This window comes from Pararhodonellum marinum, from assembly GCF_015354735.1.
GTDB lineage: Bacteria > Bacteroidota > Bacteroidia > Cytophagales > Cyclobacteriaceae > Pararhodonellum > Pararhodonellum marinum.
The window spans coordinates 212,384-238,236 of sequence record NZ_JACEFJ010000001.1 but is presented as its reverse complement, the minus strand read 5'-3'; the positions used below and the strand labels follow the sequence as shown (position 1 = coordinate 238,236).

25 protein-coding genes are annotated in these 25,853 nt (G+C 40.6%); 16 read left to right on the top strand and 9 right to left on the bottom strand.

The window, feature by feature from the left end; translation table 11 throughout:
* Window positions 1-210 precede the first annotated feature (210 nt).
* The 9 genes from H1A14_RS01050 (at window position 211) to H1A14_RS01010 (ending at window position 11,164) form a co-directional block, all read left to right on the top strand.
* Window positions 211-1,635: a circularly permuted type 2 ATP-grasp protein gene (locus H1A14_RS01050; protein ID WP_194774346.1), complete on the top strand. Its 1,425-nt coding sequence runs from the start codon at window positions 211-213 to the stop codon at window positions 1,633-1,635.
* 14 nt (window positions 1,636-1,649) lie between these two features.
* Complete coding sequence (locus tag H1A14_RS01045) at window positions 1,650-2,633, top strand: alpha-E domain-containing protein (RefSeq protein WP_194774345.1); 984 nt, start codon at window positions 1,650-1,652, stop codon at window positions 2,631-2,633.
* The gene (locus H1A14_RS01040) at window positions 2,630-3,382 is read left to right on the top strand and encodes a peptidase (RefSeq protein WP_194774344.1); all 753 of its coding nucleotides are present in this window, start codon (window positions 2,630-2,632) and stop codon (window positions 3,380-3,382) included. The genes H1A14_RS01045 and H1A14_RS01040 overlap by 4 nt, the downstream gene beginning before the upstream one ends.
* The gene (locus tag H1A14_RS01035) at window positions 3,379-4,236 is read left to right on the top strand and encodes a transglutaminase family protein (protein ID WP_228527485.1); all 858 of its coding nucleotides are present in this window, start codon (window positions 3,379-3,381) and stop codon (window positions 4,234-4,236) included. Before H1A14_RS01040 ends, H1A14_RS01035 begins: the two co-directional genes overlap by 4 nt.
* Before the next feature lie 167 nt (window positions 4,237-4,403).
* Entirely contained in the window at window positions 4,404-5,663 is a 1,260-nt protein-coding gene (locus tag H1A14_RS01030) for a metallophosphoesterase (RefSeq protein ID WP_194774343.1), read from the top strand.
* Between the two features lie 447 nt (window positions 5,664-6,110).
* Window positions 6,111-7,154, top strand: a complete 1,044-nt coding sequence (locus H1A14_RS01025; RefSeq protein WP_194774342.1) for an alpha/beta hydrolase — start codon at window positions 6,111-6,113, stop codon at window positions 7,152-7,154.
* Between the two features lie 11 nt (window positions 7,155-7,165).
* Entirely contained in the window at window positions 7,166-8,776 is a 1,611-nt protein-coding gene (locus H1A14_RS01020; RefSeq protein ID WP_194774341.1) for an amidohydrolase family protein, read from the top strand.
* Window positions 8,777-8,935: 159 nt separating this feature from the next.
* Window positions 8,936-10,288, top strand: coding sequence for a hypothetical protein (locus tag H1A14_RS01015; RefSeq protein WP_194774340.1), 1,353 nt, complete (start codon window positions 8,936-8,938; stop codon window positions 10,286-10,288).
* A gap of 393 nt (window positions 10,289-10,681) precedes the next feature.
* On the top strand, window positions 10,682-11,164 hold the full coding sequence (locus H1A14_RS01010; protein WP_194774339.1) for a YybH family protein: 483 nt from the start codon (window positions 10,682-10,684) through the stop codon (window positions 11,162-11,164).
* A 6-nt stretch (window positions 11,165-11,170) separates the two neighbouring features.
* Here the strand turns inward: H1A14_RS01010 and H1A14_RS01005 are convergent, their stop codons facing one another.
* From H1A14_RS01005 to H1A14_RS00990, 4 genes are all read right to left on the bottom strand, one after another.
* On the bottom strand, window positions 11,171-11,392 hold the full coding sequence (locus H1A14_RS01005) for a hypothetical protein (protein WP_194774338.1): 222 nt from the start codon (window positions 11,390-11,392) through the stop codon (window positions 11,171-11,173).
* Window positions 11,393-11,466: 74 nt separating this feature from the next.
* Complete coding sequence (locus H1A14_RS01000; RefSeq protein ID WP_194774337.1) at window positions 11,467-11,895, bottom strand: DUF4174 domain-containing protein; 429 nt, start codon at window positions 11,893-11,895, stop codon at window positions 11,467-11,469.
* Window positions 11,896-11,994: 99 nt separating this feature from the next.
* Entirely contained in the window at window positions 11,995-14,055 is a 2,061-nt protein-coding gene (gene metG, locus H1A14_RS00995; RefSeq protein ID WP_194774336.1) for a methionine--tRNA ligase, read from the bottom strand.
* A gap of 117 nt (window positions 14,056-14,172) precedes the next feature.
* Entirely contained in the window at window positions 14,173-14,988 is an 816-nt protein-coding gene (locus H1A14_RS00990) for a mechanosensitive ion channel family protein (RefSeq protein WP_194774335.1), read from the bottom strand.
* A gap of 217 nt (window positions 14,989-15,205) precedes the next feature.
* Here H1A14_RS00990 and proC point away from each other — a divergent pair, with 217 nt between their 5' ends.
* A complete protein-coding gene (gene proC / locus H1A14_RS00985) occupies window positions 15,206-16,006 on the top strand; it encodes a pyrroline-5-carboxylate reductase (protein ID WP_194774334.1) in 801 nt (266 codons plus the stop codon).
* 27 nt (window positions 16,007-16,033) lie between these two features.
* On the opposite strand, the gene H1A14_RS00980 is transcribed toward proC, so the two are convergent.
* Window positions 16,034-16,528: a hypothetical protein gene (locus H1A14_RS00980; RefSeq protein ID WP_194774333.1), complete on the bottom strand. Its 495-nt coding sequence runs from the start codon at window positions 16,526-16,528 to the stop codon at window positions 16,034-16,036.
* A gap of 61 nt (window positions 16,529-16,589) precedes the next feature.
* Window positions 16,590-17,168 (bottom strand): hypothetical protein, encoded by a 579-nt coding sequence (locus tag H1A14_RS00975; RefSeq protein WP_194774332.1) that lies wholly within the window; start codon window positions 17,166-17,168, stop codon window positions 16,590-16,592.
* 271 nt (window positions 17,169-17,439) lie between these two features.
* Between H1A14_RS00975 and H1A14_RS00970 the strand changes: the two genes are divergently transcribed.
* On the top strand, window positions 17,440-18,012 hold the full coding sequence (locus H1A14_RS00970; protein WP_194774331.1) for a hypothetical protein: 573 nt from the start codon (window positions 17,440-17,442) through the stop codon (window positions 18,010-18,012).
* Window positions 18,013-18,014: 2 nt separating this feature from the next.
* Here the strand turns inward: H1A14_RS00970 and H1A14_RS00965 are convergent, their stop codons facing one another.
* On the bottom strand, window positions 18,015-19,664 hold the full coding sequence (locus H1A14_RS00965) for a M28 family metallopeptidase (protein ID WP_194774330.1): 1,650 nt from the start codon (window positions 19,662-19,664) through the stop codon (window positions 18,015-18,017).
* Between the two features lie 307 nt (window positions 19,665-19,971).
* On the opposite strand from H1A14_RS00965, the gene H1A14_RS00960 reads away from it, so the two are divergent.
* From H1A14_RS00960 to H1A14_RS00940, 5 genes are all read left to right on the top strand, one after another.
* Window positions 19,972-21,015, top strand: a complete 1,044-nt coding sequence (locus H1A14_RS00960) for an alpha/beta hydrolase (protein WP_194774329.1) — start codon at window positions 19,972-19,974, stop codon at window positions 21,013-21,015.
* Between the two features lie 558 nt (window positions 21,016-21,573).
* The gene (locus H1A14_RS00955) at window positions 21,574-22,497 is read left to right on the top strand and encodes a universal stress protein (protein ID WP_194774328.1); all 924 of its coding nucleotides are present in this window, start codon (window positions 21,574-21,576) and stop codon (window positions 22,495-22,497) included.
* Between the two features lie 64 nt (window positions 22,498-22,561).
* Entirely contained in the window at window positions 22,562-23,110 is a 549-nt protein-coding gene (locus tag H1A14_RS00950; protein WP_194774327.1) for an RNA polymerase sigma factor, read from the top strand.
* A gap of 39 nt (window positions 23,111-23,149) precedes the next feature.
* On the top strand, window positions 23,150-23,515 hold the full coding sequence (locus H1A14_RS00945; protein ID WP_194774326.1) for a hypothetical protein: 366 nt from the start codon (window positions 23,150-23,152) through the stop codon (window positions 23,513-23,515).
* A gap of 13 nt (window positions 23,516-23,528) precedes the next feature.
* A complete protein-coding gene (locus H1A14_RS00940) occupies window positions 23,529-24,302 on the top strand; it encodes a hypothetical protein (RefSeq protein WP_194774325.1) in 774 nt (257 codons plus the stop codon).
* Between the two features lie 33 nt (window positions 24,303-24,335).
* Here H1A14_RS00940 and xseB read toward each other — a convergent pair whose 3' ends face one another.
* Both xseB and xseA read right to left on the bottom strand, forming a co-directional pair.
* Window positions 24,336-24,542: an exodeoxyribonuclease VII small subunit gene (xseB, locus tag H1A14_RS00935; RefSeq protein WP_194774324.1), complete on the bottom strand. Its 207-nt coding sequence runs from the start codon at window positions 24,540-24,542 to the stop codon at window positions 24,336-24,338.
* Window positions 24,539-25,852, bottom strand: coding sequence for an exodeoxyribonuclease VII large subunit (gene xseA, locus H1A14_RS00930; protein WP_228527484.1), 1,314 nt, complete (start codon window positions 25,850-25,852; stop codon window positions 24,539-24,541). Before xseA ends, xseB begins: the two co-directional genes overlap by 4 nt.
* Window position 25,853: the final 1 nt, after the last annotated feature.

Sequence of the window (25,853 nt, the reverse complement as noted above, 5' to 3'; positions counted from 1 at the left end):
CATGAAAATAATCCGAATTTTTCTATTTTTGAGGTATTTTTTGGTAAATTGAGAATTAAAATAAACCTAGATTCCGGAAGTAGAATTATTTTGAATCAAGAATGCCTAAATTTTGAGGCTTTCCTAACCAAAATCTTGATTTGAAATTCCGGCATTATTTTACTAATTTAAAGAGGTTAGTTTTTAAACAATAAATTGAAGAATCCCCCTATGCAAATTACCAATTATAATATTGAGGGTAACTATGATGAAATGTATTCAGCCGATGGCAGCTGCAGGCCCCACTATGAAAAATTCCAGGCATTTTTAAATAAGGTTCCCAAAAGAAAGCTGGCTCAACTTCAATTTTCGGCCAATAAAACCCAAATGGCCATGGGCATGACTTTCAATGTTTATCATGATAAGCAAGGAGTAGAAAAAATACTACACCTGGACATTATTCCCAGAATCATTCCATCAGATGAATGGCAAAAAGTAGAGGCAGGTTTGAAGCAACGCATCTATGCCTTAAATCTATTTCTTCAAGACATTTACAATGAAGGAAAAATTCTCAAAGACAAGGTCATACCATCTGATCTGATCCTTAAAAGCAAGGATTACCTAAAACCCTGCATAGGTCTGACTCCACCCAAAAACATTTGGTGCCACATTACCGGAACTGATTTGGTCAAGGACAAAGACGGGGAATATTATGTGCTTGAGGATAATCTGCGCTGTCCTTCTGGGGTTTCTTATATGCTGGAAAGCCGGGAAATCATCAAAAGAGCGCATCCAGATTTATTCAATACGCTTGGAGTAAGACCTGTATCGGATTATCCAACCAAACTGCTCAACATGTTGCAGTTTCTGTCTGACAAATCAAAACCGGTTATCGGAGTGCTTACCCCAGGAGTCTACAACTCAGCTTATTTTGAACATTCTTATCTGGCTCAGCAAATGGGTGTAGAATTGGTCATCGGCATGGATCTGATGGTCAAGAATAAGAAGGTTTACATGCAAACTACCAAAGGGCTTGAAAAGATAGATGTGCTTTACAGAAGGATCGATGATACTTTTATGGATCCAATGGCATTTAATCCCAATTCCATGTTAGGGGTCCCAGGTATTTTGGAAGCCTACAAGGCCGGCAACATTGCCATAGCCAATGCACCCGGAACAGGTGTGGCAGATGACAAAGCAGTCTATGCCTATGTGCCCAGGATCATCAAATATTACATGGACGAGGAGCCTATACTATCTAATGTCCCTACCTATTTGTGCAGGGAAGAGGATGACAGGAAGTATGTATTGGAAAATATTGAGCATTTGGTGGTCAAAGAAACCAATGCTGCTGGTGGATACGGTATGCTTATTGGTCCGAAAGCTGATAAAGAAGAACATACCAAATTCAGACAACTCGTCAAGTCCAATCCTGACAATTACATTGCACAGCCTACCCTGTCACTTTCCACCGTGCCCACCATTACCGATAATGCGATAGAAGGCAGGCATGTGGATCTTCGCCCCTATATTTTGTATGGTGAAGACATTGAAGTGATTCCTGGTGCTTTGACCAGGGTCGCCCTAAAGAAAGGTTCTTTGGTGGTCAACAGTTCCCAAGGCGGGGGCAGCAAAGACACCTGGGTTTTGTATTAATCAAATCAAACAACATGCTAAGTAGAGTCGCAAATTCCATATATTGGCTAGGTAGGTATTCCGAGAGAGCTGAAAACTATGCCCGATTTATAGATGTCAATTTTAACCTGATGCTAGATCTCCCACAAGATTTGAAAGAACAGTGGGAACCGTTGATACAGGCCACAGGGGATTATCCGGTTTTTGTCAATAAATACGGTCTGGATTTTGACCGGAAAAATGTCATCTATTTTCTGGCCTTCGATGAAGACAATCCAAATTCCGTGCTTTCTTCCGTGACTAATGCCAGAGAAAATGCCAGAATTATCAGGGAAAATCTAAGCAAAGAAACGTGGGAAAAGCTCAACGAAACCTATCTGTTTGTAAAAGAAGGGAAGGATAAAAAAATATGGAAAAAAGAAGATCCTAGGGCGTTTTTCGAAAGGGTAAAAAGCGCTATACTCCTTCTTTATGGTTTGGCCGATAGTACAGTTGCCAGGACAGAAGGTTGGTATTTTAGACAGTTGGGCCAGTTTCTGGAACGAGCCGACAAAACCAGCAGGATGTTGGATGTCAAATACCACATTCTTCTGCCTTCTCCTCAGGAAGTCGGGTCACCACTGGATTTTCTTCACTGGATGGCCCTTCTGAAATCTGTCACTGCCTTCAATACTTACAGAAGGCTTTATGGCAACATTGACCCTTCCAGCGTAGTGGAATTTTTGGTGTTGAACAAGTATTTTCCCCGGTCGGTTTTCTATTGTTTGAAAGCAGCAGAAGAGTGCCTGTTTAAGATTTCGGGGTCCAATGGGCAGGGTTTCAGCAACAGCGCAGAAAAGGCAATGGGTGAATTGAGGTCAAGGTTGGAATATGATGACGTGGAAGATGTGATCAAATCAGGCCTGCATGAATACTTAGATGATCTCCAATTCAAATTAAATCAGATTTCTAATCATATAGACACCAATTTTTTCCAAATAAAGGATAATTTTGAGCATCAAATTAATTATCAGGGATGACATTTTGTTTAGGAATCAAAACTAAATCCGGCATCGTAGGCTTGTCGGATACGAGAATAGTAACGGGAAATGAAACCACAACTGCCAAAAAAGTATATATTGTCAATAAGGAAAAGCACTCCTTTTTCATCATGACTTCAGGACTCAGATCTGTCCGGGATAAAGCGATTACCTACTTTACCGAAGTCATTGAGAAACAAGATCATACCTTTGATAAATTATATAAAGCAGTCAATGAGTTTGGGGCTCAGGTCAAAAGGGTGGCCAATGAAGATCAGGAATACCTGGAAAAGGCCGGTTTATCCTATAACCTTCACTCCATCATTGGAGGGCAGTTGGAGGAAGATGATGAACCCAAAATCTATTTGCTTTATCCCCAAGGCAACTGGATAGAGGTCAGAGAGGGAACTCCCTTTGTGATCATTGGAAACACAGGCTTTGGCAATCCTGTCCTTAGACGGTCACTGAAATTCGATGAAAGCCTTGATTTCGCCATTAAAAGTGCCTTTTTGGCTTTTGATGCCACACGCATTTCTGCTAATGATGTCGATTTCCCTATTGATGTGGTGGTAATGAAAAACGACTCCTATCACATGATTGAAACCAGATTTAGCCAAAAAGAACTGGAACACATCTCTGAATTCTGGAATTCCAGACTTAAGACTGCCATACATGATTTACCAGCCGCGGTGCTGAACAAAGCCTTTCAGGAGAAAGATCCGCAGTTAAGTTTGGAAATAAAAGAATGATACGCCTCAAAATTGCTCACCTTACAAGATATACCTACAGTCACCCTGTTGTTCTCAATCCCCACCTGATCTTCTTACAGCCTACAGCGGGTTTGTCCTTGAAAATCGAGGCTTATGAACTGGACATCGCTCCTGAACCTGAGGATTGCCAAATACGGTTCAGTATTGAAAACAATCCATTTCACCTTACTTGGTTTAAGGGTGAAACAACCCAATTAGAGATCAGAACGGACATGGTGCTGTTGATTGAGCCCTTTAACCCTTTTTCTTTTATCCTGAATTTGGATTTTGTTAAAGCTTTTTCAGACCCTAGTGCCAAAAAAGACCGATATGGTCCAGATGACCTCAAGTTGTTACAGCCCTACCTGACTTACGATATAAAACAGGAATTATGTGCTTTTATCGAAAACATCAAAAAGAAAAGCGGAAATCCAATTTCTTTTTTGGTCGAGGTGGTAGCTTCTATTCACCAGCACTATGACCATACCATCCGGTATGAGGAAAACCTTTGGACTCCGGAACATACCTTTGAGCGTAAGCAGGGATCGTGTAGGGATCTGTCATGGATGCTTGCACAAATGTTACGTTCTATTGGTTTAGCCACCAGATTTGTGAGTGGCTATGCATTTAATCCAGAACTGGCCGAAGGGCATGACCTGCACGCTTGGGTAGATGTGTACTTACCCGGCCCAGGGTGGGTCGGCATAGACCCCAGTTTGGGCCTCTTGGTGGATCACCATTATATTCCCTTGGCCTCCAGTGCCATACCCTCACATACCTTGCCTGTAAGAGGCAGCTTCGGTGGCAAGGCTACCTCAGATTTACATACTGAAGTCTTTATTGAAATCCTGTGATCGAAGCAGTGGGATTCTTTGTTTTTCAGCTAAGGATCCAGCACAAATAATCACATTTATAGAACTTTTTTTTTGCTATTCCGGTAAATGAAGGAAACCTTCATTTTATTGGCTAAAGGTACCCAATAGGGACCGAATCCGTTGATATAACTCTTAACAGCAACTAAATGAATTCACTGGGTCTGCTTTTCTTTATCGCCATATTTCTACTCTTTTCTTTTTTCCTCCATTACTACACCTTCCAAGCCCTCAAAACAATCACAGAAGCCTGGCCAGCGGTTCCCAAAAATATGACGATCCTAGGATATTGGTTGCTGATGTGCGGTATCACGGGTTGGGTTTTGTGGACGATCTTCAGGATCAGGAATGAAGGCAAAATATCAGTGGAATCCCAGTTTGCGCTCAATGCTTTGCTTACCCTTACGGTAACCCAGGTGACGGTCATTCTGTTTTTGTTGGGTGAGGATATTTTCAGAACACTTTCGGCGACCTTTAACCTGGTAACTGGAAACGAGAATTCCCAAAACCGGTATATGCCAGATCGAAGGAAATTCATCAGCCAATTGGCCATTGGAGTTGCTGCCATTCCCTTTTTTGGGTTCATATACGGCATCGTCCGAGGGAAATACAATTTTAAAGTCCTAAGAGAAACGCTTTATTTCGAGGACCTTCCTGAAGCCTTCGATGGATTTACCATCACCCAGATTTCCGATATCCACTCAGGGAGTTTCAGAAACCTTTCAGAAGTACAGAAAGGCATAGACCTGGCCATTCAGCAGCAGTCGGATCTCTATGTATTCACTGGAGACCTTGTCAACCATAAGGCCGATGAGATTGGTCCCCTGTTATCCATGTTTGACAAAATAAAGGCACCCTTTGGTCAGTTTTCCATTTTGGGAAACCACGATTACGGAGATTATGTTTCCTGGCCAAATAAAGCAGCAAAGGAAAAAAATTTCCAAGAATTGAAAGCGCAACACCAAAGGTTAGGGTACAAGTTGCTTTTGGATGAAAGTACCACATTGGAAAAAAACGGTCAAAAGATCCATCTACTTGGAGTGGAAAATTGGGGCGTGGGATTTCAGTCCAAAGGAGATTTGGAGAAGGCGCTGTTCGGTGTGCCTAAGGAAGGATTTAAAATATTGCTATCCCATGACCCATCCCATTGGGAGGTGGAAGTAAAAAAACACCCCTCCAAGATCCACCTGACCCTTTCTGGCCATACCCACGGCATGCAATTTGGGATTGAAACCCCAGTTTTTCGCTGGAGTCCTGTCCAATATCGGTATCCCAATTGGGCTGGCCTAGCCCATGAGGCAGGTCGCTATTTGTATGTCAACCGTGGGTTTGGGTTTCATGCATTTTCCGGTAGAGTGGGCATCTGGCCAGAAATCACCGTTTTGAAACTGAAGAAAAAAGGTAATTAAGCGGCGGAAAAGCCTATTTTCGTAATCAAAGGCTATGTGGTCTCTGTGTCCTATGTGGTTAACCTTTTTTCCCAACAGATAATAGAAAATTAAATTTGGAATTTTAACTGTTTGTTTAACCAGATGGTGGCATAGTTCATAGAAGTTTTTTCCTATCCTTTAAATGACCGAATTAAGAAAAAATTCAAAGCCTTTGGCAATTGCTACCATCGATTTTTCCAATATCAATAACTTGGTGATCTCTTTGCCCTATGTATTAAACCTTTTCAAAATAATTGATTCTCACGCTTTTTTTCACGATATTTAATCCTTACTCGGGTCTTATTTTCTTCCATTTCTTTTTGACCCACTTTTGCATTACCTGTGTGGTAAGGGTACTTGATCAAGCCGAAAAAGTCATGTCTTTGAGATTTAAGTCAACTCATTTTTACATTTTCCCCAAAAAAAATGGTCACACATCATATCATTACCAACCGAAACATCAGCCAAAAAGGTGGCAAAGGTTATGTCAAAGTAAACGAAAATGAATATATCAAAATAGATGGAGATGAAGAAGCAAATCTAAATCTCCGGTATGGTACGGTTACTTTCGATCCCAAAAAAACCAAAAGACTTTCTGACTTTAAAATCAACATCTATGCAGACCCGGATGATGAGACCTTAGAAAAACTAAAAGAAGACGGGAAGTTAACTGATAAACAGGCCCTTGGTTCCACAAAGGTTTTTGGGGAATTGTATGCAGAAGGATTGAAAGCCAAAGAAAGAGAGGATATTTTAGTATTCGTTCATGGCTATCGGTCCGATTTGGAAACTTCCTTATGGACTTTGGGCGAATTGCATAAAAAGTATGTTGAACCGGAGGATTCCCCAATTTGCCATTTGGTACTTTTTACCTGGCCTGCAAGGAGAAAAGTCCTGCGGTACAGATCTGATGCCTATGATGCAGTCCAATCCGGTTATGCTATGGCCCGGTCCTATGCGAGTCTTAAAGACTTCTTTCGACAAAAGTTAGTCAAAGAAAAGCAAATCATGTGTGAGCAAAAAATTCACTTGCTTTGCCACAGCATGGGCAATCGGGTATTGGAGGCCATGCTAAAAGGTCTCGCCGATATCCAAGTAGAAATCAACTCTCTCTTTGGAGAAATCATTTTGGTGGGGGCCGATGTCGATTATGATGCATTGGAAAGGCCCAAACCGCTATACAGACTGATCGATTTTGGGGAAAGGATTCACGTATATTATCACAACAAAGACCAGGCATTGGGTTTTTCAGAAATGACTAAAAATGCCTTTAACCGATTAGGCAGATGGGGTGCCAAAAATTCAATCGGAATTCCGGATGATGTCTATCAGGCAGATGTCAGCGACATTGCAGACAATCCCACTGTCGTACAGAATGTAGTCAATCATTGGTATTATTATAATTCTCCTGCTGTGGTCAGGGATATCAAAGAAGTATTGAACGGCCAGGTTTCTGTTTTCACTTTCTAATTCAATCTACCATGAAATATGCGGACCTTCATTGCCACAACCACATGCGGGCCTATTTTTGGTCTCAGGGAAGGGAACCCCATTTCCGAAGGAACAATTTGGATAATGCTTGGACAGTGATCTCATCCAACCTTAGAAGCCAATCCAAGGCAGGGATGGCCGCTGCCTACAGTCAGTGTGACCTGGTCAAGGCTTGGAACGGAGGGGTCAGGCTCACGTTTAATAGCCTATATCCCATTGAGAAAGGCTTTTTCGTTAGTCCTGAAAGTCCATCGGATGGAAAAAGTATGTTCTTGAGAGAGGTGATAAGAAAAGTGACGCACCATAGGCTTCCATTGAGAACCATCCTACAGATGGTCTATATGCGCATTCCGGATAGGCTAGTCAAAAAATTTCAGGATTTGGATTATGACTATTGGGAAGCGATTCAAGAGGAGGTAGAGTTTTTGGATAAAACTAATGGAGTAGAAGTTTCTAACCAGATTTATACACCTGGTTTTCTGAGGCGGGCTGTGGAAAGTAGAAGCAACCGGCGGAGACTTCGTCCCTTGTCTCTGAATGCAACAGGCATATACCGCATCCCAAAAAACCTCCGAGAACTGGAAACCTCTTTGGAAAAGGAAGAAATAACCATGGTCATGACTATAGAAGGAGCCCATGCATTAGGTACTGATCAAGCATCACTACCGATAGAGAAATTTTTGAAACGGGTAGACTTTATCAAAAAAGATTGGCCCTTTCCTATCTTTTTCATCACTTTTGCCCACCACTTTAATAATTTCCTTTGCGGTCATGCCCACAGCATCCCTGACATCGGGAAATGGTTGCTCAACCAGGATAATGGTAAAAATGATGGCTTCAATGAAAATGGTTGGAAGGTGATAAGAAGATTTCTGTCATTGAATCAGGATAACCAAAGAGATGATAGCCTTGGCTATAGAATTCTCATTGATGTCAAACACATGAGTGCACTCGCAAGGAAAGAGTTTTATGAAGAAATTGTCCTAAAGTGTTACAAAAATGGCGATGTTATTCCTGTAATTGCCAGCCACTGCGGTTTCTCTGGAAAATTCTCCTTGGATGATCACATCCAAAACTTTGACCTTGAAAATGACAGTTACTTCGATGTCAGTGGAAACTTCAATGCATGGAACATCAACATGTGTCAGGAAGATGTCCGGATAATTTTTAAAACCAGGGGTTTGTTTGGACTTTCCTTTGACCAAAGAATCATGGGAATTCCCAAAAAGGAAGACCCAAATGCCTCCCGAAACAACATCCGTTGCCTTTGGGACAACATCAAATACATCGTCAAGACCATCTATGAGGATACATCTGTACCTGCTTCGGAAAAAAGTGAGATTTGGGATTGCATCATGATCGGGACAGACTTCGAAGGATTGATCGACCCTGTGACTCCCTACCCCACTGTACTGGAATTTTGTGAGTTCGAGATTGATCTCGTAGACACCATCAATGAAAACCGATCCCATGTCCCCGGTGAAAACCAATTCCTTGCTTTTTTGGAATCACCAGAGGACACCTTAAAATTGGTCAGAAAACTTTGTTACGACAATGCCGAAAAGTTTGTAAAAAAACATTATTTCAAAACCTTCAGGTAAGAAAAGTAATTGATATCCAATCTTCTAATTGAAATGGATTGCGGAATCTTTATGGCTGATTGATACCCCTAAATTTATTCTACTTCTATATATAAACACTGGTTAATTGTTTAAATTACGGCGATTTATCATCACCAATTACCCCTCGTTTCTTCATTCATGCCAAGGCTAATAATACTCCTTTTTCTGTGGTTGTTTTTGCCACTGTTCGCTTTTGCACAGCATCCGTATATCGGAATTCAAAATAGCCAAAGAAAAGGATTGATCAGTGCCAGAATGAACCCTGCAGAACTCAACAATTTAGAGAGGGAAATTGAAGTTCAGTTTTTTGGCTCCAATTCAATATTCATTAATAATACACTGACTTTCAGGGAAATATTAGGTGCAAAAAGTAACCTTTGGGAGACACTAAGAACGAATTCCAGTGGGCTTGTAAGTGGCAATACTGAAATATCTGTTTTGCTCCCATCTGTCGGTTTCAAAAAAGACAAGTGGTCTTTTGGATTGGTTTCACAAATTCAAACCGGCGCTTCCCTGATCAATATCAATTCTGACTTGGGTGAATATACCATAGATAAAAACTTGTCCCTGATCAGTTTCAGTGGAACATACAACAACCCTTTTAACCAAAGAGTAAACGGCGCAACCTGGATGGAGACCGGAATTGTCTTAGGCAGAGAATTGATCAACAACCCATCCACCAAATTATCCATAGGTGCCAATTTTAAACTTCTTTTCCCAGCCAATTTCACCAATCTTGGCGTTGGAAATTTTCGTGGCACCCTGAACGTGGAAAGGAATGAAGTTGAATTGACCGATGCTCAGGGCTTTGTAAGTTTTTCCTACAATCAAAACGTGGTGGATATCAGAAATCTTACAGTCAATTATAGAAATATATCCATTGGAAATTTAAATGGGTTTGGCCTTGATTTAGGAATCAATTGGCAGTTGAAGAACAACGATAAGGTTTGGTTCAATTCAGGTCTCTCACTTAGGGATTTGGGAGAAATGACTTTTACAAGAAACCAAATTGAAAGGTCTTACTTGTTGACCATTCCAGAAGATTCAGGATTTCGACTTGACCTATTGGAATCAAACTTAAGAGGCATTGAGGAAGCTTTTATGGAGAGTGGATTTTTTAGACAGACCAGTAATCGGGAAGGTGTAAATGCTGTTCTGCCTACAGTTTTGGCATCTTATGCTGATTTTAAAGTAACCAAAAATGTTTTTTTAAGTGTTTACGGACAAAAATTCCTGCAAAACAGAGAAAACAACCTGCAGGTGCCAGCCATAAGTATGGTGGCCCTAACTCCCAGTATAATTTTTGGATCTTTTGAAACCTATGTTCCTTTGGCATTTCGTGATTTTTCTGGCTTTACCGCCGGGATAGGATTTAGGTATGCCGGCTTTTTTGTTGGATCTCAATCCGCTGTGAGTGGCTTGATCGCACGTTCCAAAACAGCCGATGTCCATTTTGGTTTAAGTTGGGGATTTGGCAAAAGATTAAAATAACCCAGTGAAAACTGTTTTCTGGATTTCTAACCCTCATTTCATTTGGGAAGAAGTAAATTTCTGTATGATGGCACCAAAAATCATCCCAAAAGCTGATTTATATCAGGATCAATATAGTCATACTTTCATACCTTCATTGTGTTAGAATTTAGACCCAGTTTAATCGAAACCTAACAACTTACCGATTTTTGAAAGCATGATTGCGAGTAAGGACCCAGTAGGTTATGAAGGTGATTTTTTAATACCATTTTTTATCAAAGGTCTTGGCTTTTAGGATCAGCCAAGGCCTTTTTCAGTTTTTTGATAGTTCATTTCCAGGAGAGGGTTCAATTCGGTAAATTGGTTGACTGACAGAAGTCAGGTCAATTTTAATCCGACATGCAAACTCACATTATGGATAATTCAACAGCCAAAAATCCTCAGGAAATACCTCAATTATTTGTAGCGGCATGGAATGCTAAAAATGCCAAATCACTGGCGGAATTATTCGAAGAAAATGCCGAGTTTATCAATGTGACAGGACTCTGGTGGCATGATAGGGCTTCCATTCAAAAAGCCCATCAATATGGCTTCGAAAAGATATTTAAACTATCCAGTCTTCAATTGATCAGAACCAAACTCACGATTTTGAATGAAGACCTTGCCATCGTTCATGCAAGGATGAAATTAGAAGGGCAAACCTCCACCAAAGAAGTTCCAAAGCCAGGGGTGAGAAAAAACATATTCACATTTGTAGTAAGGAAACAAAAAATTACAGGAAACTGGTTGGTAGTGGCTTCTCAAAATACAGACATCATTCCCAACATGGAAACGCTAGTCAATGACCAAGCTGGAAGTCTAATTCCAACAGATTACAGCAAAGAAGCAGGAAACTGATTTATTTCAAGATACCTTGAGCAAAGTATATACCTGTTTTTTGCAGCAGGACAGGCAAGGCCTTACGTTGGCTTTTTTGGTTAGTGCTCTTGTTAGTGCTTCTTTATGGTTATTGAAAGGACCAAGGTATTCACGCTCAAGCATGTCAGGAATCAAGTCACATTCACGTTCGTGAATTTCGTAAAAACCATCAGGATTTTTCAAGGTACTGAGATAAAAGAATTTCATAGGGACTCATTTATTTTATGTTTAAAATTAGACATAAGTTGCGTTCAAAAAAATACCCAATTCTTGGTATTTTTTCACTTTTTTTCGATCCCCTTCCCGTCTTTCATCTCTTGAATTCGCATCGGCATTTGGTCTATGGTCTTGAAAATCAAATCAAAATCAATCAATTGATCCTTTGAAAGCTTGACGCCGCCATCTTTTCCAATCAACACCCATTTTAATCTGTTCTCTTTTCCAAACTTTATCTTTATCTCGTCTTGATAGTCTTTGGTAAACTGATGAGAGACATTTGAATAAAGTTGGTCTGAAAAAATAAAATAGGCAATGTCTCTTTCCTCTATGCCTTTCAGTACATTTTCTTCGAGAAAATCTGGATGTATCCGCTTATCTGGATCGAAGTACAAAACAATTCTTTTTTCCCACCTCATGTCCTCCAAGGTATTTATATTGGGAGTACCTTGAAGGAAAATGGAAAGTAAAAGTAGACGAAAAAACAGGTTCATACCTAACGAACTAACATTGACTGAAAAAGTTATAGAAATCCCTGCTTTCCAGAATTAAGATCAGAAAGCAGGTTTTCTTTAAAGTGAAAGATTTTGGGATTAGCTTATCACAGCCCCAGTTGAAGTGGCCAAATGAGGTTCTAATAACCTGAAAGACCCATCTTTGTCCTCTGCCATCAAGATCATTCCTTCCGAATCAATCCCCATCATTTTTCTGGGAGCCAAATTGATTAACATCACCACTTCTTTGCCTATGAGCTCTTGAGGTTCGAAATGTTCTGCAATTCCACTCAGAACCGTTTTCTTCCCCAACCCCGTTTCTACCATCAACTTAAGCAGTTTCTTTGATTTGGGAAGTTTCTCAGCTGTTAAGACTTTTACTACCCTCATATCCAACTTTGCAAAATCGTCATAGCTGATGAGTTCCTTCATTGGCATGACCGGTGTATTGTTGGCCTCATTGTTTTTTTTGGTTTCCAGCAGTTTATTTACCTGTGCGGCGACCACTTCATCTTCGATTTTTTCAAAAAGCAGACTTGCTTCATTTATACTGTGACCTGCTTGGATCAAATCAGCTTTTCCAGCTTCACCCCATTTCAATTGGTCAAGGTGGAGCATATCAAACAAACGCTGTGAAGTAAATGGGAGAAACGGTTCTGAAACGATGGCCAGGTTAGCTGCAATGTTCAGGGCTATATTCAATATGGTACCTGTTCTTGCCTGATCAGTCTTGATCGTTTTCCATGGTTCGGTATCCGCAAGGTATTTGTTTCCAAGCCTTGCCATTTCAATTACCAATGCCAAAGCCTCCCGAATTCTAAATTTCTCAATGGAAGCCTCGATTTTTTCGGGAAATGTTTTCAAGCTTTCCATCACGTCTACATCCACTTGGTAACAATCTCCAAGGGGAGGCACTACTCCATGAAAAAATTTGTGGGTCAATACCATGGCCCTATTGACAAAGTTTCCATAGATGGCCACCAATTCGGAATTGTTATGGGATTGGAAATCTTTCCAAGTAAAATCATTGTCCTTTGTTTCAGGTGCATTTGCTGTCAAGACGTATCTCAGGACATCCTGTTTTCCCGGAAATTCCTCCAAGTATTCATGCAGCCAAACTGCCCAATTTCTTGAAGTTGAAATTTTGTCCCCTTCCAAATTTAAAAATTCATTGGCAGGGACATTGTCCGGCAAAACATATTCTCCATGCGTTTTGAGAATGGCAGGAAAGATGATGCAATGGAAAACAATGTTGTCTTTGCCAATGAAATGAACAAGCTTGGTATCCTTATCTTTCCAATAAGGCTCCCAGTCAATCCCTTTTTCGGCAGCCCATTCCTTGGTAGAAGAAATGTAACCGATAGGGGCATCAAACCAAACATACAACACTTTTCCTTCTGCTCCCGGTATAGGGACAGGCACCCCCCACTCCATGTCACGGGTCATGGACCTGGCTTGAAGGCCATCGCCCGCCTCCAGCCAACTTCTACATTGACCTAAAACATTGTTTTTCCAATCGTCTTTATGGTCTTCCAAAATCCATTTTTTCAGGAATTCCGTATAACTCGCCAGATCCAAAAACCAATGCTTGGTGGTTTTGAGTACCGGTGAATTTCCACTTAACTTGGATTTTGGATTGATCAAGTCAGTGGGACTTAAGCTGGTTCCACAGCGCTCGCACTGATCTCCATAAGCATGTTCATAGCCACATTTCGGACAAGTTCCCTCTATGTACCTATCGGCTAGAAACTGCTGTGCCTCTTCATCATAATACTGCTCGGTGTCCTGCTCAATAAATTCACCTTTGTCATAAAGGTTCTTAAAAAATCCTCCCGCCGTCTCATGGTGAATCGGGGCTGAGGTCCTGGAATAATGATCAAAACTGATTCCAAATTCCTCGAAACTTGCCTTCATCATTTCATGATACCGATCCACGATTTCCTGGGGACTCACCCCTTCTTTTTGTGCTTTTATGGTAATGGCCACCCCATGTTCGTCAGAACCACAAATGTAAATCACATCCTTATTTTGGGATCTTAAGTAACGTACATAAATATCTGAGGGAATGTAACACCCAGCCAAGTGGCCAATGTGAACAGGTCCATTGGCATAGGGCAAGGCAGAGGTAACGGTATATCTTTTGAATTCTTTTTTACTCATAGGGCACAAAGATAAGGAAAATTGGTTTTGACAAGAAAACTGGGGTGGTAATATAAAAAGCGATCTACATAAAAGTGAAATCGACTTTGCTAAAGCTGAAAGGGGATTGATTCAAAGTCAACCTGTTGTGATTCCAGCTTCTTTTAATGCTTGTAAAACCAAAACAATGGCATTGGATTTCACCAAATGATCTGGGGTTCTTCTGTCAAAAGTATCTACCCAAAAATGGATGATGACATTGACTTTATTGCCTGCCAAGCCCCCCACAAACAAGCTTGGTGCACGGCTACCGTCCAATACGCCTGCGATATTGACGATGGCTTTTTCCATAATGGCCATGGCTTGGAAACAATCATCCTGCTGGCTCAGGATTACAGTAAATTCATGCCTCAAATAACCATCTATAGTGAAATTGGTCAGGGGATTTTTGACTATGATGCTGTTGGGAAGATAGATGTCCTTTCCGTCCGGTGTTTTTAACAATGTGTCTCTAAGATTTAGGGCCTTTATCCGTCCCCTTAAGCCCGCAATCTCAATGGTATCCCCCACCCTAAATGGCCTTTTAAAGGCCAATAAAATACCTGCAAGGAAGTTTTCGCCAATGTCTTTTAGCGCAAAGCCCACGATAAAAGCAGTAAGTCCAGCTCCTGCAAGCATGCCTGATACGAGATTGGTCCAACCAAATACCCTGAAAATCAACATCAATCCCATTAAAAAAATGATGAATCGAAATACGCCTCCTATAAAGCTGGCCAATAAAGGATCTTGAAGCCTTCTGCCCAATTTTTTGTTGGAGATTTGATTGACTCTGTTCCCGATAAACCAGAAAATCACCAATAAAATGGTTGCCACGACCATTTTGAATAAGATCACCACAAAGAGACTGTAATCCTCAAGTAATTGATCTTTAATAACTTCGAACTGTTCAAGCATTGTTTATACGTTTTTTATTCTGGTTATTTTAACCCTACATGTTTGGGTTTCCCCTTCAAAAATTGGTGATAAATGATTCAGAAGGTATCTAATTTTGCACAAGTTACAAATAAATGAAGGGTAGGTCAATGTATTAATTGCTTCTCTTATTCTTAATTAACCATGTGATTTATTTAACTTTAGGCAACCATTCAAGCATTTGATTAAACAAACCTTCATGATTCATCAAAAAATAGCCATTCTGGGATGTGGTAATTTAGGTACCTCTATAGCCCATGGCCTGTTGGAGTCCGAAAATTTTGAACCCAATAACCTTACCCTGACCAGAAGAAACCCAAACAGCCTGTATGAATTGCAACCTCTAGGTGTAAAGGTGCTCACAGACAATGTATTGGCCGCTATGGAAGCCGATATCCTGATCTTAGGGGTAAAACCCTATAATGTCAACCATATCCTGAAGGAGATCAAATCGGTCTTGAAACCGGATAAACAAATCATCGTTTCCTTGGCTACAGGCGTTACTTTGGAAGAAATGTATGAGGTATTGGATAAAAAAACAACCTTATACAGGGCCATGCCAAACATCGCCGCTGATATCAAAGAATCGGTCACCTGTATCTGTGGAAGCAACAGCACACCGGAAATAGATGAAAGCATCAAGAAATTATTCAATAGTGTGGGCTTTTCCATCACCATTGATGAAAGTCTCATGGAGGCAGCGACCGTATTGGGTGCATGCGGAATTGCCTATGTGTTGCGTTTTATGCGGGCCATGATACAGGGTGGTATTCAGATCGGTTTTGATGCCAAAACCGCAAATCTCATTGTGAATCAAACAGTAAAAGGTGCGGCTGAATTGATGATCCAAAAACAAATGCATCCCGAGGAAGCCATCGACAAAGTGACCACCCCAAAAGGATGCACCATTGTAGGATTGAATGAAATGGAGCACCAAGGATTCAGTGCCGCTATGGTAAGGGGCGTCCTGGCCTCTTATGAGAAGATAGAAAAGAAATAGGAAGCACACATCCCTGATTTAAAGGTGTCAAAAGGCATAACCAAAAGACACCTGTGGCCAGAAAGGAAAAAAGTTGCTGGAATCGAAAATCGGTGTGATTCCTGCACGGAACATAAACCCACCATCCCTAGGCTCTAGTCTGTAACCTAAACTCATTGTCCCTATAAACGTAGACCCACGGTTGGCTTCACTGATGGGGCCTACATTGGTCCGGTCTGCGGCAGCAACAAACGTGGTGCCTATTCCTACCTCAAACAAATGCTTGTCTTTGCCCAAAAGGTAATTCAATACAACTGGAACGGTGGTCAGATTGGTGCCGTCCACAGCCAAATAACTCAATCCTACCCTTCCCCCAAGTCCTGTATAGCTTTGATTGAACCGGGTATCATAGTTGAAAGAGTACAACAAGCCGTTTCCCAATAGCTCCACAAATACTCCCTGGCTTCTGGTTCTTTCAGGTGCTTGGGCAAATAAGGTGGTTTGGATAAATAAAACAGCTAGAAATGTAAATGATCTTATCATAATTAAGAATTCTGAAAAAAAGAAATAAATTAATTTCCTCAAATATGAAGAAACAAACTATTCAAAAGGCGTAGCCAAATTTAATGCCTCCAAACAGCGGCCAAAAACCATTGCTGTTGAAAATGGGGTTAAGGTTGAAACCCCAGGTAAAACCGCCATCCGTTGGCACTTTTCGATAGCCAAAATTAAGGGTACCCATCAAGTTAGGAGATCCTTCTATCGGTAAAATAAATTCTGTCCGGTCACTTCTTGAGGTAAAGGTGCTGGTGCACTCCCACATTCCTGTTACCGAATTGTATTCCCCGGATTGACAATAGGAATAGGTGCTGGACTTAAAGGCTACAAAAGTAGCTCCCCCACCAATTTCAAAATAGTGTGGTCCATTACCCATCAATTTATTGATCTGGACAGGAAGTGAAAAGAAAGAATCCCCTCCTGAAACAGCATATCCACCTGCCCCAATCCGCATCCCCCAAGAATCTATCTTGGTTTTATCAAATCTAAAATCATAATTGAAGGAATAAGGAAGTCCTGGTCCCCCTAGTTCTACATAGACTGCATTAGTGGGTAATTTTCCTTCTTGGGCAAAAAGCTGAAGGGTCAAAACAAACAAGCAGGTAAAAAGAAGGCTTGATTTCATAAAATAAATTTTAAGTCTAAAATGGTTACGCAAATATGACAACTAAGTTTGTTTTTTGTAGGGTTGTATCGGAAAAAAATTTTAAGGTGTGATTTTAATTCCATACGCTTACCATTTTTCTCTTTTGGAAAATGAGGTTCAGCCTTATGATTTTTTAAAAACCTGTTTTTAACGGGAACCGGAAATAAACAAAAGATAAACCGAAGGTTTTTAATGGCAAAAAAAAATCAATTTTTTCAGGAAGGCTCCCTTTTAATTTCGTTATTAGAGTATGGGTTCTGGAATGGTTAAATTTGGGTTTATCGCCCTGCTGGTGTATGTGGCATGTGTGGGCTGTGATGATTTATTTGATCTTGAAGAGCTGAAAAATTGTCCTCCTCCTTTGGCGGCGGAGGTAACCGGACTTTCTCAGGTATTCTATGAGCCTTTCGAAAACCGAAATTATTCCACCGAAATGGACACAGTACCGATAAATGCTTTTCGGTTCAATGTGGAAATAGAGCTCGACGATACCGATTTTGACGAAGCATTTTTTATTGGCCAAGGTTTTTCGACCGACTGTCCCGTTTATTTCAACTTTCAAAACCTGTCATTGATTCAGGTCATTCTGACAGAACCTTTCGAAGATCTTGCCAAGGGCACAGACATTTCATTTTTATTGATTTTGCCAGATGGTACTCAGTTGAGTAGGTTTCGGGATTTCAGCAAAACCGACAAATTCATCACTACAAGATTGAACAAAAATATTTCAGGGCTCCAACAATTGCACACCGAAACCATACTTTTTTTTAGAAATGGAGAAAGGGTGGAAATTGCTTCAACATCTCCTGTTTTGAAAAATTGACCTTATCTCTCCATATACGCAGCCCTAATGGATTTGAATTCGGAATTATCTTTCCATCCAGGCCAAGCACTTGAATTGGCAAGCTGCAGCCCTACTTGATACAATACCTGAACGTCCTCCACGGCACCATCTAAATTCCATCGTTGCGGATCATATTCATCTGAGGGTTTATGGTAATATTTAAATACATAGTCCTCCTGTAAAGATTTTCCAAACTCCTTTCCTTCCTCAAAATGATCAACTCCTGTATTGGTATACAGAGCAGGAATCCCAACTTTGGCAAAATTAAAATGGTCAGACCTGAAATAATATCCTGATGAAGGTGTGGGTTCAGGAGATGCATATCTTCCTACTTTTTTCAATTCTTCCTCCAAGATCTCCTCCAATTCTGATTGCCCTATTCCAACAATGACCATGTCATTCATTTTTCCATAAGGATTGATCCCATCCATGTTGATGTTTGCCACCGTTTTTTCTTTTGGGAAAACAGGGTTTTGTGCATAATAAGCAGAACCCCACAATCCCTGTTCCTCAGCGGTGACAGCAAGAAAGACAACCGTCCTTTCCGGAGCAGGTCCATCTTTAAAGACGCGGGCCAATTCCAACAATGCCGCCGTACCACTGGCATTGTCCAAAGCGCCATTGTAGATGGTATCACCCTTTTCATCCGGCTTGCCTATGCCGAGGTGATCCCAATGTGCGGTGTAAATAATGTACTCATCGGGTCTATTTTCTCCTTTTACCATGCCGATAATATTTTGAGAAACATCATAGGTAGCTTCCACTTGTACCGTTGTGCTGGCTTTCATGTCTAAAGGGACACCCTGAAAATCAGATTTACGGGCTTTTGCCAAGAGCTCTCTCTCATTTAAACCAGCCATTTCAAATATTTTGTTGGCCACTGGCAGTGTTACCCATCCTTCGATAGCAAGCTTGTAGGGAGGATTTGACCTGTCATCCAAAAAAAGTTTGGAAGCATTCCAATTGTTTTGAACCACATTGAATCCATAGCCGGCAGGAATGGTATTGTGGACGATCAGGCAACCAAGTGCCCCTTGTCTAGCGGCCTCCTCATATTTATAAGTCCACCTTCCATAATAGGTCATGGTATTGCCTTTGAAGAGGGAAATATCCTCCGTACCAAACCCCGGATCATTGACCAGTACCACCACTATTTTGTCCTTTACATCCAGGTTTTTATAATCATTCCAGTCGTATTCCGGAGCCACGATACCAAAGCCTGCAAAGACCATATCAACCTCATCTATGGAGATGACGGAATCGGGGCGCTGTGTCCAGATTACATAGTCCTTAAGTCCATCCAAGTCCAAATTTCCCCTGGAATGACTAATCTGCATCTTTTCTGAGGGGAAGGTAGAAATTGAAACCAAAGGCACTTCCTGGTAAAAACTGTTCCCATTGCCTGGTGCCAAACCAATAGACCTAAATTCCTTTTCCAGATAGTCTAAGGTCTTTTTTTCCCCTTCTGTAAAAGGCATTCTGCCTTCAAAATCATCCGAAGCCAAAATCTGGATGTGCCTTTCCAAATTTTTCATTTCCACCTTTATCACTCCATCTTCTTCAGGATTTTTTTGACAGGAAATAAATAATAGGCAAAAAACTGCAAGCATGGTGACAAATAAGTTCTTCATAGGTGGATGACGGTTTGGGTTGAAGATTGAATATATAAATTTCTCATGGATAAAAACAATGCTTTGGACTTAGTTATTCATCTAGGTCTAGTTAATCCTAATGGACAAACAAAAAAGAAAATGAAGTACCATAAATGCTATTTTTCTCTTTATCAGAATTATGGTCATGGTTAGGCTTCGTGGAATGGATTCATCCCATCTGCAACTAAAAAAAGCTGAAGTCGTTTATTTTTATGTTTTATTAACAAGGTTTTCCATTGATTGCTAAGTGTAAACAAGTTAGTTTTACTTGGTTTTTTAAAAGTATATGTTGAAAAGATTACTTCTTGTTTTGATGTCCCTTTCCATCATTTTGGTTGTGGTGTATATGCTCGGTCCAAAAGTGGATGTCCCGGATCTCAATGGTACTTACCCCACCATCCCTACTCGTATGGCAGATTTGGAAGCCTACGTCAGCCAAAAAGAAGATTCGGTGAAATTCTTGAAGTCCGACAATGAGGCCAAAATCGTTTGGTTTGATTCATTGAACAAAAGTAAGACCCCTTATGCTATTGTCTACATCCACGGTTTCGGAGCCTCTGAAAAAGAGGGAGATCCTGTACACAGGCAATTGGCCGCCTATTTTGGCGCCAATCTTTATCTTTCCCGGCTTCCCGAACATGGTTTAGAAAGGCCGGATTCTTTTAGATTTCTGAGCTCACAAAGGCTAGCTGAGGCAGCTAGAGAAGCCTACATGATTGGAAAATCACTAGGTGACAGTGTGATCATCATCGGCACCTCAATGGGCGGTGCCTTGGCCACATTGGTGGCATCAGAAAGGCCAGATGCCAAGGCGGTGATATTGTATTCTCCCGCGATAAGAGACAGAAATGACCAACTCAGACAACTATTTGCCCCTTGGGGATTGGATTTATTTAAGTTTTCTATCAAAAATGAAGATAAAGTGATCTTCGAAAAAAGAGAGGGAGAGAAAGCAAAATACTGGTCCGAATATTACCATGTGAATGCTTATGTAAGCTTAGGAACACTATTAAAAGCAGTAATGAAACCTGCCACATACCAGAAAATCCATCAGCCATATTTTTTGGGATACTATTATGCAGATGAAACAAACCAGGATGACGTAGTTTCTGTACCTGCTATGCTGGAAATGTATGAGGAGGTACAGACACCAGAAAACCTCAAAGTAAAAATTGCTTACCCGGAATCAAAAAATCATGTCATTGCCTCCCGAATTACCTCTGAAGATTGGGAGAGTGTTTGTGAGGATACCAAAAATTTTTTAGAGAACATCGCAGGCGTCTCCCCAAAACGAAATAAGGTGCAGATGGATGTTAATATGATGGATTAAAAAAGAGTCCGGATCTTAGAGTGTTACAAACCTCCTTATAGACAAGATTTGAGCTGCCCGAATTCCGCAACCTTCCACTGTTATCCTGCTTCTTAAGAAACGAGGTCCTTCATGATAGTAACCAAAAAGGATGAGGCCTGGTTTTGGCAAAAGGCTTCACTCGGCATTTATGTAATTTGTGAAGTTTGAACATGTCGGCGATCCGAACTCAATGCAAATATACGAAATTAGAATTGGATTGTTTTTCCATTTATAAAATTAGGGTAGATTCATGTCTTTCGCTATTTTTAAAGAGATGTTACTCCATTTTAAGGTTATTACCTTATGTCACCTTATATTTGGAATCAGTACCATTTGTATTAAAAATTATTTCGACAATGTCCTGTTTTAAAGTAAATTTCTCAAGACAGGAAACATTTTCAAAATAAGTCTATATAAATTCAAAATAATAAACTACCCGATTTCAAAATTCCATATAATCACAGAATAAAATTTTATTTTATTTATCTATACTGACTTTTATCTCTTAATTTTGCATTGAATTTATCGTTTGACAACATGTATCAGATCAAGAAAATAATAGTTTGCTTAGACCTTTCCGATTTGGATCAAACCTTGGTCAATTTTGCCTCCTTTATTGCCAATATCAATCAGACCAAAAAAATATATTTTACCAATGTGATCAGAAATCTGAATATCCCAAAGGATATTTTGGAGGAGTTTCCCAACCTCGTGAGTCAAATGGTAGAAGAAAGGCAAAACCAAATGAAAGCCATAGTAGATAGGGTTTTCGTCAACAAACAAAAAACTGAATTGGCTTATGTGGTCAAGGAAGGCAATCTGTCTAAAAAAATCCTAAAATTGGCTCAGGAGAAGTCAGTGGATATGATCATTGTGGGAAGAAAAGTCCAATTGCCTGGGACAGGAGTGGTTTCCCATCGCTTGGCAAGAAGAGCAAGCTGTTCACTGCTGATCGTACCAGAAGGAAGTAAACCAAGTGTAGATACGCTTTTGGTTCCAAGTGATTTTTCAGACTATTCCAAAGATGCCATGGAAGAAGCGATCATGATCGCAGAAAAATACGGTAGCAAATCTAAAATTGTTTGTCAGAATGTGTTCACCATACCTACCGGATATCACTTTACAGGTAAAAGTTATGAGGAGTTTGCCAGCATCATGAAGCTCCATGCCGAAATCAATTACAAAAAATTTATTCGGAAAATAGACACTAAAAATATCCAGATTAAGCCTGTCTACACCCGTGATGAGGATGAAGATCCTGTGGAGGATATTTTATCGATGGCTGATGAAATAAAAGCCGATGGCATCATCATTGGCGCCAAAGGCAGAACTGCAGCCACTGCCTTGTTTATAGGAAGCATGGCTGAGCGGCTTATCCAGCTGAATGACAGATTTCCAATGCTGGTTACCAGACCAAAAGGTAAAAATGCAGGGATTTTAGACTATATTCTTGAAATATAGGTAAAAACGAATTTCTTGAACCTAATCATTAAACCTCTTAACTTAATTCTTGTCTAATGAATCAATGATCCCATTGCAAGACCTTGAGCTTTTGGAAATGATACAACAACCCAAGTCAAAAGAAAAGGGTTACAGATTGTTGATAGAAGCATATCAAAAAAGGGTTTACGGGTTGGTTAGAAAAATGGTGATCATCCACGAAGATGCGGATGATATCACGCAAAACACCTTTATCAAGGCCTTCAAAAACATCCACCAATTTAATGGGAATAGTGGCCTCTTTACCTGGTTATATAGAATTGCCACCAACGAAAGCCTCAATTTTTTGGAAAAAAAGAAAAGGAGGTTTTTTCTATCCATAGATGATCATCATGAAACCATGACCCAATATCTGGGCAGGTCCAACCACATTACCGGGGATGAAATCGAAAAAAAATTGCTCCATGCCCTTCTTAAGCTACCCGAAAAGCAAAGACTGGTTTTTAACCTCAAATATTTTGAAGACCTGTCTTATGATGAAATGAGTAAAATAACAGATACAAGCATTGGTGCACTTAAGGCCAGTTATCACCATGCTGTAAAAAAATTGGAAAAAGAACTGACTGTAGAATAAACCTTTACGGTTGGCAATTGTCTAAAAAGATAGAAACGTATGAAAAATATTCCCAAAAATATTGAATTCAAAACTCCAGAGGGATATTTCGAGGCTTTACCTGATCGAATCCTAAAGAAGAGAGCACGTAGTGTTAAATTGACCGTATTGAGTAGGTTTGCTGCTGCAGCAGTGGTTGTTTTAGGTGCTTTCCTTTTACTTTTTAACTTGGGAAATCCTGATCAGCAAGATTTTGAGGCAAATTTGGACAATCAGGTTGAGTTGTACATCAGCAGTGGCTACTGGCAGGCAGAAGATGTGTTGTCTTTGAGCGATGACCCAGATGCTTTGCTTGATATGATTCTGGCCAATGAATGGGTAAATTATGAATCAGAAGTTGACGCTGTGGAATTCTGGGAATTTTAAAAATATGACACCTATGAAAAAGTTATTGATAATCATCCTATCCCTTCAAATAATTGCCCCAGTTTGGGCACAAAGAGACGGCAGGCCTCGCTTTGACCGAGAAAAATTTGAATCTGCCCGAATTGCCTTTATCAGCCAAAGGCTTAACCTGAAACCTGACCAAGCCGTTGAATTCTGGCCTTTGTTCAACCAACACAGTGAACGAAGGGAAGCCAGTATGAAAAGTCTCGCTGAGATTTCAAGAACCAATACGGAAAATCTCTCTGATGAAAAGGCGAAAGAACTAATCAACAAACGGTTCACCATTCAGCAGGAAATGTTGGAAAATGAAAAGTTCTTTATGAACAAAATTACGGATGTGATCACGCCTCAGCAAGCCCTAAAACTGGTTGACATCAACAGGGATTTTGCAAGAGAGGTATACCGCATGCAACCCCGAGGAGGCAGAGAAAGGATACAAGGCAGTCCTTCCGGACAGCTTGTTCCTCAAGACACCATTTTACTCCCAACTCCCGAACGCCAGTTTCAATCTCAATTCGGTAACTTGGCTCAACTTGAAAACAATGTCATCAAAACACCCAACGGCAGCGTCATCATGTCAAAACCCCTTTCTATAGAGGGGCAAGCACACCTTAAATCAGATCAACTGCCCGATCTGCTCAATTATCTGAACCTTCAGGATTACCAAAATAAATCCCAGCAAAATACCGAAAACAAAGATTTTCTTCGCCATTTAGAATTTGTCGATCCTGTTCCGAACAACTTTATCCCAAAACCGGGTAACTGATCAAAAAGCTTCATTGATAAAATTCACAGGCGATCAGCCCTCCCCTTCTCCGAAGGCCTGAGAAATTTCTTCCTCCGTTTGTCTAAGTTGGGCCTTGCAGTATTTGATCAAGTCGGCGGCCTCTTTGACCATATCAGACAACTCATCGATCCCTTTATCGTTCTTTTCCAATTCATCTACGATAGCAATGATCCGCTCCAAAGACTTGTCATAGCTTGGTTTGATTTCTTTTTTACTCATTTTTTACTAATTATTTTGATTTCACTGTTGATCACATGGGATTTGGTAAAAGTTACCATTTCACCCCCCACCCGTGGGGTTTGCAAATGAATGGATTTGCCATCAAACTCAGTTCTTGTATATCCTCTTTCCAAAATTGTTTCAGGATCTAAGTCTTTGATACTTTTGGTTAGGTTTTCCAATCGATTTCTTTCCACAAGCAACAAGTGTCGCCAGTTTTTAATCCCGATTTTACCAAGTTGTACCAATTGATTTTCCTTCCACCTTAGGTTGGTTTTGGCCATTCCCCTTACTTGATGTTGGTAATTGTCTATCATCTGATGGGCTTGGTTAAGCTTTATCCTAAAAAAGTTTTTGACAAAACTTTCTTTATCCTGAATGAAGCTTTGCTCAACTTGAATAATTTGATGGGTAATTTTCTCGAGTCTTCGATGCAAAAATTCCAATTCACTTTCAAAATCACGAAATCCAGATAGGATAAATTCAGCCACGGCAGTCGGCGTTTTCATCCGTGTGTGGGCTACAAGATCAGCCACTGACTCATCACGTTCATGGCCTATACCTGTCACCACTGGCAATATGCTTAAGGCGATGGCTCTACTAAGATCATAATCATCAAAACAGTCCATGTCAATTTGTGCGCCTCCTCCCCTGATGATCACGAGAAGGTCAAAGGGTTTCGTCTGATGGTCTGCTTCTACCTGTTCTATGGCACGGATGATACTATCCACGGCATCATCCCCCTGCATTGCAGCTGGATATAGTCTCCAATTTACTTTGAAACCGAATACATTTTGTTCCAGTTGATTGACAAAATCCCCATATCCAGCAGCAGAGGCTGAGCTGATAACGGCTACTTTTTGTGGGACCATTGAAAGTGGAAACTGCTTATTCATCTCCAACAGTCCCTCAGCAGTAAGTTTTTCAATGACCTCCTGTTTCTTCCTTGCCCTTTCCCCTATGGTGTAGTTGGGATCGATGTCTTTTACGACCAGACTTATGCCATACACTTCATGGAATTGCACGTTGACTTGTGCCAATATCTTCATGCCTTGGCGAATCCCTTGGCCAGTGATTGAAAAAAACCTGCTGGCTATGCCTCTATAGGTATATGACCAGATGTTGGCCCTCATTTTTGCCAATACCTGTCTGTCTGCTTTTTCTACCAGATCAAGGTACACGTGGCCTTTGGCAGAATCCCTGAATTCACCAATCTCTGCCACTATCCAATAAGTGGGTTCCAGTTGGGCATCCAAGGTTTGGGCAATGTGTTGATTAAGCTCTAAAAGTGAAAGTGTTTTTTGCATCATA

Coding starts and splice junctions, on each gene's coding strand:
- H1A14_RS00945 (WP_194774326.1), top strand. CDS start 23,150: ATGAAAAATATTCCCAAAAATATTGAATTCAAAACTCCAGAGGGATAT.
- xseB (WP_194774324.1), bottom strand. CDS start 24,542: ATGAGTAAAAAAGAAATCAAACCAAGCTATGACAAGTCTTTGGAGCGG.
- H1A14_RS00950 (WP_194774327.1), top strand. CDS start 22,562: ATGATCCCATTGCAAGACCTTGAGCTTTTGGAAATGATACAACAACCC.
- H1A14_RS01040 (WP_194774344.1), top strand. CDS start 2,630: ATGACATTTTGTTTAGGAATCAAAACTAAATCCGGCATCGTAGGCTTG.
- H1A14_RS01000 (WP_194774337.1), bottom strand. CDS start 11,895: ATGAACCTGTTTTTTCGTCTACTTTTACTTTCCATTTTCCTTCAAGGT.
- H1A14_RS00955 (WP_194774328.1), top strand. CDS start 21,574: ATGTATCAGATCAAGAAAATAATAGTTTGCTTAGACCTTTCCGATTTG.
- xseA (WP_228527484.1), bottom strand. CDS start 25,852: ATGATGCAAAAAACACTTTCACTTTTAGAGCTTAATCAACACATTGCC.
- H1A14_RS00970 (WP_194774331.1), top strand. CDS start 17,440: ATGGGTTCTGGAATGGTTAAATTTGGGTTTATCGCCCTGCTGGTGTAT.
- H1A14_RS00980 (WP_194774333.1), bottom strand. CDS start 16,528: ATGATAAGATCATTTACATTTCTAGCTGTTTTATTTATCCAAACCACC.
- H1A14_RS00965 (WP_194774330.1), bottom strand. CDS start 19,664: ATGAAGAACTTATTTGTCACCATGCTTGCAGTTTTTTGCCTATTATTT.
- H1A14_RS01015 (WP_194774340.1), top strand. CDS start 8,936: ATGCCAAGGCTAATAATACTCCTTTTTCTGTGGTTGTTTTTGCCACTG.
- H1A14_RS01045 (WP_194774345.1), top strand. CDS start 1,650: ATGCTAAGTAGAGTCGCAAATTCCATATATTGGCTAGGTAGGTATTCC.
- H1A14_RS00990 (WP_194774335.1), bottom strand. CDS start 14,988: ATGCTTGAACAGTTCGAAGTTATTAAAGATCAATTACTTGAGGATTAC.
- H1A14_RS00960 (WP_194774329.1), top strand. CDS start 19,972: ATGTTGAAAAGATTACTTCTTGTTTTGATGTCCCTTTCCATCATTTTG.
- proC (WP_194774334.1), top strand. CDS start 15,206: ATGATTCATCAAAAAATAGCCATTCTGGGATGTGGTAATTTAGGTACC.
- H1A14_RS01030 (WP_194774343.1), top strand. CDS start 4,404: ATGAATTCACTGGGTCTGCTTTTCTTTATCGCCATATTTCTACTCTTT.
- H1A14_RS01025 (WP_194774342.1), top strand. CDS start 6,111: ATGGTCACACATCATATCATTACCAACCGAAACATCAGCCAAAAAGGT.
- H1A14_RS01010 (WP_194774339.1), top strand. CDS start 10,682: ATGGATAATTCAACAGCCAAAAATCCTCAGGAAATACCTCAATTATTT.
- H1A14_RS01050 (WP_194774346.1), top strand. CDS start 211: ATGCAAATTACCAATTATAATATTGAGGGTAACTATGATGAAATGTAT.
- H1A14_RS00940 (WP_194774325.1), top strand. CDS start 23,529: ATGAAAAAGTTATTGATAATCATCCTATCCCTTCAAATAATTGCCCCA.
- H1A14_RS01005 (WP_194774338.1), bottom strand. CDS start 11,392: ATGAAATTCTTTTATCTCAGTACCTTGAAAAATCCTGATGGTTTTTAC.
- metG (WP_194774336.1), bottom strand. CDS start 14,055: ATGAGTAAAAAAGAATTCAAAAGATATACCGTTACCTCTGCCTTGCCC.
- H1A14_RS01035 (WP_228527485.1), top strand. CDS start 3,379: ATGATACGCCTCAAAATTGCTCACCTTACAAGATATACCTACAGTCAC.
- H1A14_RS01020 (WP_194774341.1), top strand. CDS start 7,166: ATGAAATATGCGGACCTTCATTGCCACAACCACATGCGGGCCTATTTT.
- H1A14_RS00975 (WP_194774332.1), bottom strand. CDS start 17,168: ATGAAATCAAGCCTTCTTTTTACCTGCTTGTTTGTTTTGACCCTTCAG.